This is a genomic window from Stenotrophomonas sp. 3(2025) (genome assembly GCF_052665395.1).
In genome coordinates this window covers 20,405-29,603 of the sequence record NZ_JBQOIF010000037.1, presented here as the reverse complement: position 1 = coordinate 29,603, position 9,199 = coordinate 20,405, and the positions used below count along the sequence as shown (strand labels likewise).

The following is a 9,199-nucleotide window of genomic DNA, read 5'->3' as shown; positions in this document are numbered from 1 at the left end:
GGTGGGGTCAGGCGGGGACGCCGTGGACCCGTCCCTGGGGGCTTAGCCGCGGCATCCATGCCGCGGACACCCCGCCTGCCCCCACCCGCCCGGCCTCTGACAGGTTCATGCGGACGCCAGCCACGGTAAAGAAAAAGAAAAAAAAGAGCGACAGCGGGTCGCTGCGCTCTCTTTGGGTTGCGCGATTGGTTGCGGGCGCTGAGGTCAGCGCTTGATCTGCTGGCCGTCGCCGGTCGGTACGCTGTCGTAGTAGCGGCCGGTGCGCGAGTCGAACACGCGGTTGGGGCCGACCGGCTTGACGCCGGGAACGATGCGGCCGTTGCGGTCGTAGACCTTGTCCGGCAGCGCCGGTGCGGGCGTGGGGGTCACCTGGGCCGGGCCGGTCGATCGGATCGGCTGTGCCGGCTGCGGCGAGGGCAGCACCTGCGGCTGCGGGCGCGACGCCTGCGGTGGCGGGGCGACAGGCGACGGGGCCACCGTCGAGCTGCTGCGGGTGGCGGTCGGACTGCCGGTGGGAACCTGCGCCTGGGCAAGCAGAGGCAACAGGGCCGACAACAACAGGACTAGGCGGGGTTTCATCGCGCGCTCCAGGGTGGGCCACCCTTACCCTGCGCCTGCCCCTGTGTGCCGGCCATGAACGGCCATCACACTTGCAAGCGTGTGCCGACACCCCCACGTCTGCTGGCATCCCAGGCCACAACCCCACGGAGAGCCGGCATGAGCGCTTTCGATCTGACGCCCCCCACCGCCACGCAGACCGACGCCCTGGTCGCCGGGCTCAGCGCCGAGGAGCGCCGCGTGCTGCTGCAGCACGGCACCGAGGCGCCGTTCTGCGGGGTATTCCTCGACAACAAGCGCGAGGGCGTCTACTGCTGCCGGCTGTGCGCCCTGCCCTTGTTCCGCTCCAGCACCAAGTTCGATTCGGGCACCGGCTGGCCCAGTTTCTTCGCCCCGTTCGACCCGTCGCACGTGCGCGAGATCCGCGACACCAGCCATGGCATGGTCCGCACCGAGATCACCTGCGCCCGCTGTGGCAGCCATCTGGGCCACGTGTTCCCGGACGGTCCGCCGCCCACCTACGAGCGCCACTGCCTGAACTCGGTCTCACTTTCGTTCACCGGCAACGGCGAGCCGTGGCCCGATCCGCTGCAGCGTGGCGGCGCGGAGGCCGGTGTGGCGGGCTGACACGCGCCGCAATGCCCCGCTGACCGACTTCACAGAATTCCCTCTTCAGAAATACCGGTGTCAGGCCGACAAGGAGATATCCCCCCTCCTTGCGTCGCGCCATGCTCATCATCGTTGGATTCCTGGTCGTCATCATCAGCGTGCTGGGCGGCTACCTCGGCGCACACGGCCGCCTTGGGGCGCTGTGGCAGCCCTACGAACTGGTCATCATCGGCGGTGCCGCGCTGGGTGCGTTCCTGGTCGGCACCCCTGCCAAGACGGTCAAGCAGACGCTGCAGGCCATGGTCGGCGTGTTCAAGGGCCCGCGCTACAAGCAGCAGGACTACATCGACGTCCTCAGCCTGGTCTACGAACTGCTCAACAAGGCCCGCCGTGAAGGCTTCATGGCGCTGGAAGACCACGTCGAGCGCCCGGCCGAAAGCGCGCTGTTCGGCAACTACCCGAAGGTGCAGGCCGACCACCACCTGATCGACTTCATCACCGACTGCCTGCGCCTGATGATCGGCAGCAACATCGAGCCGCATGAGCTGGAGCCGCTGCTGGAGCTGGAGCTGGAAAAGCACCACGCCGAAGCGATGGCGCCGTCGCAGGTGCTGACCAAGGTCGCCGACGGCCTGCCCGGTTTCGGCATCGTGGCGGCAGTGCTGGGCATCGTCATCACCATGGGCTCGATCGGCGGCGACATCGTCGAAGTGGGTGGCCATGTGGCCGGCGCGCTGGTCGGCACCTTCCTCGGCATCCTGCTGGGCTATGGCTTCGTCGGCCCGATGGCCTCGGCGATGGAAGCCCGTGCCGAGCAGGACAGCCGCATCTACGAGTCGGTGAAGACCGCCCTGCTGGCCTGCCTGCGCGGCTACAACCCGAAGATCGCGCTGGAGTTCGCCCGCAAGACGCTGCCGTCGAACGTTCGCCCGGCGTTCTCCGACTTCGAGCAGCACCTGAAGACGGTCAAGTAAGCCATGGCCGAGACCAAGCCCACCGTCATCGTCCGCCGGGTCAAGAAGGCCGGCCACGCTGCCCACCATGGCGGTTCGTGGAAGGTGGCCTATGCCGACTTCGTGACCGCGATGATGGCCTTCTTCCTGGTGCTGTGGCTGATGGCCAGCACCAGCAAGCCCGAGCGCGCAGCCATTTCCGAGTACTTCCGCAACCCCAGCCCGCTGGTCGGCTCCAGTGCGACGCCGGCGCCGGGCATGGCCGGGCCGGGCGGCGCCAGCACCTCGATGATCAAGCTCGGCGGCGCCACCGATGTTTCCCGTGGCAACAGCAACGATCCCTTCCAGAACCAGCAGAAGTCGATACCGCAGCCGGTGGACGAGCAGCAGCGCGACAAGCAGCAGCTGGAAGCGCTGATGAAGGAACTGCAGGAAGCGATCAGCCGCAGCCAGGCGCTGGAACCGTTCAAGGACCAGCTGCTGCTGGACCTGACCCCGGAAGGCCTGCGCATCCAGATCGTGGACAAGCAGAACCGGCCGATGTTCGACCTCGGCAGCGCCACCCTGAAGCCGTACACGCAGCAGATCCTGCACGAACTGGCCGAGTACCTGAACCACGTGCCGAACCGGATCAGCCTGACCGGCCACACCGACATCACCGCCTATTCGGCCGCACGCGGTTACGGCAACTGGGAACTGAGCGCCGACCGTGCCAATGCCGCGCGCCGCGCGCTGATCGATGGCGGCCTGGAAGACAGCAAGATCACCCGCGTGGTCGGCTTGTCTTCGTCGGTGCTGTTTGACAAGGCCGATCCGCAGAACCCGATCAACCGCCGCATCAGCATCGTGGTGATGACCAAGGCCGCCGAGGAAGCTGCGCTGGCCGGCGCCGGGCCGCAGGTAGGCCTGTCGGCAACCACCGTGGACCCGGACGTGCAGGCCGCGCAGGGTGAGGCCGGGGTCGGATCCCGTTCCGCAGGAAAGGGCGCTGCCCCCTGACCCGTCTTCGCCGGGCATGGCCCGGCGCTACCGCATCCGGACACACCAAGGTAGCGCCGGGCCATGCCCGGCGAGCGCGCATCCGGACACACCGAGGTAGCGCCGGGCCATGCCCGGCGAGCGCGCATCCGGACACACCAGGGTAGCGCCGGGCCATGCCCGGCGAGCGCGCATCCGGACACACCAGGGTAGGCCGGGCCATGCCCGGCGAGCACGCATCCGGACACACCAGGGTAGCGCCGGGCCATGCCCGGCGAGCGCGCATCCGGACACACCAGGGTAGGCCGGGCCATGCCCGGCGAGCACGCATCCGGACACACCAGGGTAGCGCCGGGCCATGCCCGGCGAGCGCGCAGCGCGGCACCCAGTACAATGGCGGTCTTTCCGACTCCAGGTGATCACACCCCCATGTCCAAGTTGTCCAAGGCCAAGCGCGACAAGCGCAAGAAGCAGCAGACCAAGCGTCCGTTCCTCCGTCTGAACGCCCAGCAGCAGGTGCAGAACCATGCCGTGCTGGTCAACGAGGACGGCCAGGCCGTGGCCGCCATCGGCCTGCAGGGCCGCGAGTGGCTGCTGGCCATCGGCGGCCAGACCATGGGCAACGCCGACAACCCGGTGCCGATGCTGGCCATGCTCAAGCACCTGTCCAACGTGCAGGAAGCCGAAGGCCGCAAGGTCACCCTGGAATATTCCGAGCTGATGCAGAAGCTGCTCGACACCCTGGCCGAAGAAGCGGGCCAGACCGCCGAGGAATACCTGGACAAGCTGGTGGCCGAGTTCGCCAGCGAGCAGGCTGAAGACGCAGCCGCTGAAGGCGACGCGTCGGATGAAGCGGCTGCAGACACTGCCGGCGCCGAAGGCGCTGCCGACGCCGAGGCCACTCCGGCCGCCGACGCCGACGGCAAGCCGCAGGCCTGATCCGGCCGCGGCGGTGTCGGTCTACGTCGATGACGCGGTGCATCCCTGGCGCGGTCAGCGCTGGGCGCACCTGATGGCCGATACCCTGGCCGAGCTGCACGCGATGGCGGCGCAGCTCGGCATTCCTCCACGGGCCTTCCAGAACAAGGCCAGCGGGGCACACTACGATGTCACCGCCGAACTGCGTGCGCAGGCACTCGCGCTGGGTGCGGTCGCCATCTCCCGGCACGTGGACCGGGCACAGGTGAAGGCGGTGATCGCCAACGCCAGGGCGCAGTACCAGCCCTAGGCTGGTGCCGGGCCGCGCCCGGCGAGCGCGCAGCGCGGCGGGAAGCCGCCGGGCATGGCCCGGCGCTACCGGTGAATCTCAGAACGGGTCACTGCCCAGGCGCACTTCCACGTTCAGCAGCGAGCACAGCGCCAGCAGGGCGTCGTCATCGCGGGTCAGCGCCATCCAGCCACTGAAGCCGTCGTTGCCGGCATCCACGCTCCACAGCGTGTAGTTGTGCTCGCGCAGGCGGTCGAAGGCGGTGCTCATCAGCTGCACCCCATCCAGGTCTGCAGCGAAATCCTCGTCGTCCAGGTCGCCACCCCAGTCCAGCTGCAGGTTGAAGCGCGCCGACAGCTCGTTCACCGCCGACTGCAGCGAATCGAAGTCGTCACGCTCGACCTCGAAGCCGGACTGCCAGGCAATGGCCGTGAACAGCGCCGGCAGCCAGTCGCTGTCGGATTCCAGCGGCTGGCCGTCCTCGGCCAGATGCTCGCGCCAGCGGTTGAACTGCTGCAGGGCCAGCTCTTCGTCGCCGGGGTTGATCAGCACGAGCAGGTTCCAGACCCGCGCCTCGAAGTCGTCTTCGTCGAAATCGTGGGCGTCTTCCTCGAAGTCGAAATAGTCGCTGTTGTCAGGCATGGCGGAACGTCCTCGGGAGCAGGGGGGCATTCTACGGTTTATCCTGTACCTCTGAAGCCGGCCGTGGTGGCCGTCACTGTGAATGAAGCGATGAGCGATACCCCTCCCGACCACCTGGCGATCAACCCGGCCAGCCCCTTCCACGATGCGCAGGCCCTGGAGCGCGGCGTCGGCGTGCGCTTCAACGATGTCGAGCGCGACAACGTCGAGGAATACTCGGTCAGCGAAGGCTGGATCCGCGTGCAGGCCGGCAAGGCCCGTGACCGTCGCGGCAACCCGATGACCATCAAGGTCAAGGGCAAGGTCGAGGCATATTTCCTGGAACAGAAGCCGGAGTAACCGGCACTCCCGGGGCGGAGTCAGATCCCTTTCCTGCGGAAAAGGATCTGACCCCGATCGGCAGCCCGGTCGGCATACCGGTCACTCGCGCTTGCGCGATTCCAGCAGGTCGAGGTTGCGGATCAGCCGCCGCGCGATCTCGTCCGACACCACGCCGCGGCGGGTCAGCCGGAACAGTTCCTCGCGCTCGGCGTTGAGACCGGCGCTGCGCAGCTGGCGATAGCCCATCTCCATCCGGTTCACCTTCTCCGGGTCCACGTCCGGGTTGTCGCGGTCCAGATGCCGCTGATACAGCAGGCTCACCCGCGATGCGGCGTCGTTGTACAGCTGCACGTTCTCGGTGTTCTGGTTCAGCACCAGCTGCTGGCGCATGCGCTCCACGCCGGCCAACGCGGCCTTCGAGGACAGCTTGCGGGCGAGATCCTCTTCCTTGCGCTCACCCGAATCGGCCGGCAGCTGCAGGCCCTTCAACAGCTGCGGCAGCGCCACGCTGGCGCCGACCAGCGAGCACAGGATCACTGCAGCAGCAAGGAAGATCACCAGGTCACGTGCCGGGAACGGGCTGCCATCGGGCAGGAACAACGGCAGCGTCAACACGCCGGCCAGGGTGATCGCACCACGCACACCCGCCACCGAGGTGGCCACCACGATGCGCCAGTTCGGTGCCTCGCCCCGCTCCAGGCCGCGGCGACGCGCGCGCAGCAGGTTCCAGCGCAGCGACAGCCATACCCACAGCAGGCGCAGCGCGATCAACGTCGCGTTGATCACCAGCACGTACACCAGCAGCCACCACGCGCTCTGGTGGCCGCTCTCGTTCATGGTGGTGGTGGCGCGTTCGACGATGCCCGGCAGCTGCTCGCCCAGCAGCACGAACATGATGCCGTTGAAGCTGAACTGCAGCATGTTCCAGACGCCGGCGCGCTGCACGCGCATGCTGCCGGAGACACGGCCGGTCATTTCCACGTAGCTCATCGAAATACCCGCTGCGACCGCAGCGAGGATGCCCGAAGCATTGATCTCTTCGGCCAGCAGGTACGCCGCGAACGGGATCAGCAGGTTGACCAGCATCGCCGCGCCCGGCTCTTCGCCGAAACGGCGCCACAGCCAGCGCTGGAACGTGGACACGCCCAGGGTGACCGCCACGCCGACGGCCAGGCCGGCCACCGCCACCCACACGAAGGTCAGCGAGGCGGTCGCCAACGAGAAGGTACCGGTCATCACCGCCGCCACCGCGAAGCGGAAGCAGACCAGGCCGGAGGCATCGTTGAGCAATGACTCGCCTTCCAGGATGTGCATCAGGCGCTTGGGAATCGGTGCCTTGGCGGCGATCGCACCGACCGCCACCGGGTCGGTCGGCGACACGATCGCGGCCAGTGCGAAACACACCGCCAGTGGCATCACCGGAATCATCCAGTGGATCAGCAGGCCCGCGCCGATCACGGTGAACACCACCAGCCCGAACGCCAGTTCGAGGATCGCGCCCTTGTCGCGGAACAGGCCCTGCTTGGGAATGCGCCAGCCATCGAGGAACAGCAGCGGTGGCAGGAACAGCAGGAAAAACACTTCCGGTTCCAGTGCATGGCCGCGGTTGAATACCCCGGCGATCACCGCGCCGAGGCCGATCTGCACCAGCGGCAGCGGCAACGAGAATGGCAGGACGCGAACCAGGTAACCGCTGGCGACAACGGCCACCAGCATCGCCAGGACGACTTCGATGGTGTGCATGCTTCTTCCACAGGAGCGGCGCGTGGGGCCGGAAAAACCGGAGTGCGCCGGGGGACGGGAAAAAACTTAACACAGCAGGCCGCCACTGCGGCCAGCGATCTGAATGCGCGTCAGGACCGCGACAGCAAGCGCCGCCCGGTCCAGGCCGGCGTGCTGGCCACGTCGTCATGCAGCACTGCCAACCGGCCCTGCACGTGTCCTTGTGCAGGGCGTTCCAGCCCTGGCAGCAGCGGTGGGGTCATGCCGCGTCCTGAGCGCGGTCCTCACCATCGAAGCGGTAGAGGTCCATCGCCAGGAAGCCGGCATCGACACCCGCATCGATGCGCTTGGCACCGAAGCCACCCTCCCCCGCCGCACCCATCGCAAAGTACAGCGGCAGCAGATGCTCATCGGTGGGATGCGCACGCTCGGCAAACGGTGCCTGTCGGCGGTAGTCGAACAGGGCATCGCGGTCATTGGCGGCCAGCCGCTGCTCCACCCAGTCGATGAAGGGGCGCACGTAGGGCGCTTGCTTGCCGTCCTGGTAATGGCCCCAGTCGTGCAGGTTGTGGGTGATGCTGCCCGAACCGATCACCAGCACGCCCTGTTCGCGCAGCGGCGCCAGCGCACGGCCCAGCGCGAACTGATGCTGCGGGCCCAGCATCGGCTGGATCGACACCGGCACCACCGGGATGTCGGCCTGCGGGTGCAGCAGGCGCAGCGGCACCCACGCGCCGTGGTCGAGGCCACGTTGCGAATCGACTGCCCCCGGCAGGCCGGCGGCGGCGATGCGGCCCGCCACCTCTTCAGCCAACGCCGGATCACCGGGCGCCGGGTACTGCAGCGCGAACAGTTCTCGTGGGAAGCCGCCGAAATCGTGGAGGGTGGGCGGCTGCGGATGGCTGCCGACCAGCGGCTGCCGGGCCAGCCAATGCGCCGAGGCGATGACGATCGCACGCGGCGTTGGCAGGTCGCGGGCCAGCTCGGCCAGCCGCACGCCGACCTGGCCCGGATGCAGGGCGGTCATCGGCGAGCCGTGGGAGATGTACAGCGAAGGCAGGCGGGACATGATCTTCTCCAAAGACAGGAATCCGCAGCGGGCCAGCGCAGCGGGGCCGACGCAGCTCGCAAGGGACGGGCCACAGGTTATTGCGTCCCCAGCAGCTGATAAATACGATCAATCGACCGTATTTATTTCATAAGGCGCAACAATGGACACCCTGGATGCCATGCGTGTGTTCGTCGCGGTGGTTGAACGCAACGGCTTCAGCGCCGCCGCACAGGCGCTGGACATGTCCACGGCCGGTGTCACCCGCCAGGTCGCCGCACTGGAAAAGCGCCTGTCCACCCGCCTGCTCCACCGCACCACCCGCCGGGTCAGCCCGACCAGTGCCGGTGCCGCCTACTACGCGCAGTGCGTGCGCCTGCTGGCCGAGTTCGATGCGCTTGAGGCCAGCATCGGCGCACAGGCGCTGGAGCCGTCCGGCACGCTGCGCATCAACGCACCGGTCAGCTGGGGCATCGCCCGCCTTGGCCCGTTGCTGGCCGGCTACCGCGAACGCTTCCCACAGGTCGAACTGGACCTGGCGCTGTCCGACCGCCTGGTGGACATGGTCGAAGAAGGCTACGACGTGGCCATCCGCATCACCCGCGAACCGGGCCCGAGCCTGATCGCGCGGCGCCTGGGCCAATCGCGGATCAGCCTGTGTGCCGCACCGGCCTACCTGGCCGCACACGGAACACCGCAGGCCCCCGAGGATCTGCAGACCCACGCCTGCCTCGGCTACAGCTACTGGGCGGCCGGCGACCACTGGCCCCTGCAGGGGCCGGGTGGCGAAGTGAAGGTTGCAGTGACCACCCTGCTGCGCGCCAACAATGGCGACGTCCTGCGCGAAGCGGCGATTGCCGGCATGGGCGTGATCCTGCAGCCGGACTTCCTGTTGCACGAGGCGCTGGCCGATGGCCGCCTGGTGCGCATCCTGCCCGGATGGGAAGCTGAGCCGATCGGCATCTTCGCCGTCTACACCAGCCGCAGCCATCTCGCCCCCAAGGTGCGCAGCTTCATCGACTACCTGGTGGAAACCGGGGTGTAAGCGTGCGTCCGCCGGGCATGGCCCGGCGCTACCAGAGACGCGCCCGTGACACGGTAGCGCCGGGCCATGCCCGGCGAAGCGCGAAGCGCGCCCATGACACGGCAGCGCCGGGCCAT

Annotated in this window: 12 protein-coding genes; 7 read left to right on the top strand and 5 right to left on the bottom strand. The window is 68.0% G+C overall.

Annotation, left to right across the window (positions count from 1 at the left end):
* Window positions 1–204 precede the first annotated feature (204 nt).
* Complete coding sequence (locus tag ACUXVE_RS19485) at window positions 205–579, bottom strand: classical arabinogalactan protein 4 (RefSeq protein WP_222390889.1); 375 nt, start codon at window positions 577–579, stop codon at window positions 205–207.
* Between the two features lie 138 nt (window positions 580–717).
* Between ACUXVE_RS19485 and msrB the strand changes: the two genes are divergently transcribed.
* The 5 genes from msrB to ACUXVE_RS19460 all read left to right on the top strand — a co-directional run bounded on the left by msrB (window position 718) and on the right by ACUXVE_RS19460 (window position 4,326).
* Complete coding sequence (gene msrB / locus ACUXVE_RS19480) at window positions 718–1,185, top strand: peptide-methionine (R)-S-oxide reductase MsrB (RefSeq protein ID WP_025878406.1); 468 nt, start codon at window positions 718–720, stop codon at window positions 1,183–1,185.
* A 101-nt stretch (window positions 1,186–1,286) separates the two neighbouring features.
* Window positions 1,287–2,141 (top strand): flagellar motor stator protein MotA, encoded by an 855-nt coding sequence (motA, locus tag ACUXVE_RS19475; protein ID WP_012509934.1) that lies wholly within the window; start codon window positions 1,287–1,289, stop codon window positions 2,139–2,141.
* 3 nt (window positions 2,142–2,144) lie between these two features.
* Entirely contained in the window at window positions 2,145–3,119 is a 975-nt protein-coding gene (gene motB, locus ACUXVE_RS19470) for a flagellar motor protein MotB (RefSeq protein ID WP_033830250.1), read from the top strand.
* Between the two features lie 408 nt (window positions 3,120–3,527).
* A complete protein-coding gene (locus ACUXVE_RS19465) occupies window positions 3,528–4,037 on the top strand; it encodes a hypothetical protein (RefSeq protein ID WP_132826065.1) in 510 nt (169 codons plus the stop codon).
* 13 nt (window positions 4,038–4,050) lie between these two features.
* The gene (locus tag ACUXVE_RS19460; RefSeq protein WP_025878403.1) at window positions 4,051–4,326 is read left to right on the top strand and encodes a DUF4031 domain-containing protein; all 276 of its coding nucleotides are present in this window, start codon (window positions 4,051–4,053) and stop codon (window positions 4,324–4,326) included.
* A gap of 78 nt (window positions 4,327–4,404) precedes the next feature.
* On the opposite strand, the gene ACUXVE_RS19455 is transcribed toward ACUXVE_RS19460, so the two are convergent.
* Window positions 4,405–4,947, bottom strand: coding sequence for a DUF6630 family protein (locus ACUXVE_RS19455; protein WP_445514982.1), 543 nt, complete (start codon window positions 4,945–4,947; stop codon window positions 4,405–4,407).
* A 90-nt stretch (window positions 4,948–5,037) separates the two neighbouring features.
* On the opposite strand from ACUXVE_RS19455, the gene ACUXVE_RS19450 reads away from it, so the two are divergent.
* Entirely contained in the window at window positions 5,038–5,286 is a 249-nt protein-coding gene (locus ACUXVE_RS19450) for a DUF3297 family protein (RefSeq protein WP_025878401.1), read from the top strand.
* Between the two features lie 81 nt (window positions 5,287–5,367).
* Here the strand turns inward: ACUXVE_RS19450 and ACUXVE_RS19445 are convergent, their stop codons facing one another.
* The 3 genes from ACUXVE_RS19445 to ACUXVE_RS19435 all read right to left on the bottom strand — a co-directional run bounded on the left by ACUXVE_RS19445 (window position 5,368) and on the right by ACUXVE_RS19435 (window position 8,059).
* A complete protein-coding gene (locus tag ACUXVE_RS19445; protein ID WP_025878400.1) occupies window positions 5,368–7,011 on the bottom strand; it encodes a Na+/H+ antiporter in 1,644 nt (547 codons plus the stop codon).
* A gap of 110 nt (window positions 7,012–7,121) precedes the next feature.
* Window positions 7,122–7,253 carry a hypothetical protein gene (locus ACUXVE_RS19440; RefSeq protein WP_258954409.1) on the bottom strand — a complete coding sequence of 44 codons (132 nt, stop codon included), beginning with the start codon at window positions 7,251–7,253 and terminating at the stop codon, window positions 7,122–7,124.
* Entirely contained in the window at window positions 7,250–8,059 is an 810-nt protein-coding gene (locus ACUXVE_RS19435; protein ID WP_445514981.1) for a dioxygenase family protein, read from the bottom strand. Before ACUXVE_RS19435 ends, ACUXVE_RS19440 begins: the two co-directional genes overlap by 4 nt.
* 142 nt (window positions 8,060–8,201) lie before the next feature.
* On the opposite strand from ACUXVE_RS19435, the gene ACUXVE_RS19430 reads away from it, so the two are divergent.
* Window positions 8,202–9,083: a LysR family transcriptional regulator gene (locus ACUXVE_RS19430; RefSeq protein ID WP_025878397.1), complete on the top strand. Its 882-nt coding sequence runs from the start codon at window positions 8,202–8,204 to the stop codon at window positions 9,081–9,083.
* The last annotated feature ends 116 nt before the right edge of the window (window positions 9,084–9,199 follow it).

Bases quoted from the DNA above. Each gene is read 5' to 3' on its own strand.
- motB (WP_033830250.1), top strand. From the start codon at position 2,145: ATGGCCGAGACCAAGCCCACCGTCATCGTCCGCCGGGTCAAGAAGGCC.
- ACUXVE_RS19430 (WP_025878397.1), top strand. From the start codon at position 8,202: ATGGACACCCTGGATGCCATGCGTGTGTTCGTCGCGGTGGTTGAACGC.
- ACUXVE_RS19455 (WP_445514982.1), bottom strand. From the start codon at position 4,947: ATGCCTGACAACAGCGACTATTTCGACTTCGAGGAAGACGCCCACGAT.
- ACUXVE_RS19445 (WP_025878400.1), bottom strand. From the start codon at position 7,011: ATGCACACCATCGAAGTCGTCCTGGCGATGCTGGTGGCCGTTGTCGCC.
- ACUXVE_RS19440 (WP_258954409.1), bottom strand. From the start codon at position 7,253: ATGACCCCACCGCTGCTGCCAGGGCTGGAACGCCCTGCACAAGGACAC.
- ACUXVE_RS19435 (WP_445514981.1), bottom strand. From the start codon at position 8,059: ATGTCCCGCCTGCCTTCGCTGTACATCTCCCACGGCTCGCCGATGACC.
- ACUXVE_RS19465 (WP_132826065.1), top strand. From the start codon at position 3,528: ATGTCCAAGTTGTCCAAGGCCAAGCGCGACAAGCGCAAGAAGCAGCAG.
- ACUXVE_RS19450 (WP_025878401.1), top strand. From the start codon at position 5,038: ATGAGCGATACCCCTCCCGACCACCTGGCGATCAACCCGGCCAGCCCC.
- ACUXVE_RS19485 (WP_222390889.1), bottom strand. From the start codon at position 579: ATGAAACCCCGCCTAGTCCTGTTGTTGTCGGCCCTGTTGCCTCTGCTT.
- msrB (WP_025878406.1), top strand. From the start codon at position 718: ATGAGCGCTTTCGATCTGACGCCCCCCACCGCCACGCAGACCGACGCC.
- motA (WP_012509934.1), top strand. From the start codon at position 1,287: ATGCTCATCATCGTTGGATTCCTGGTCGTCATCATCAGCGTGCTGGGC.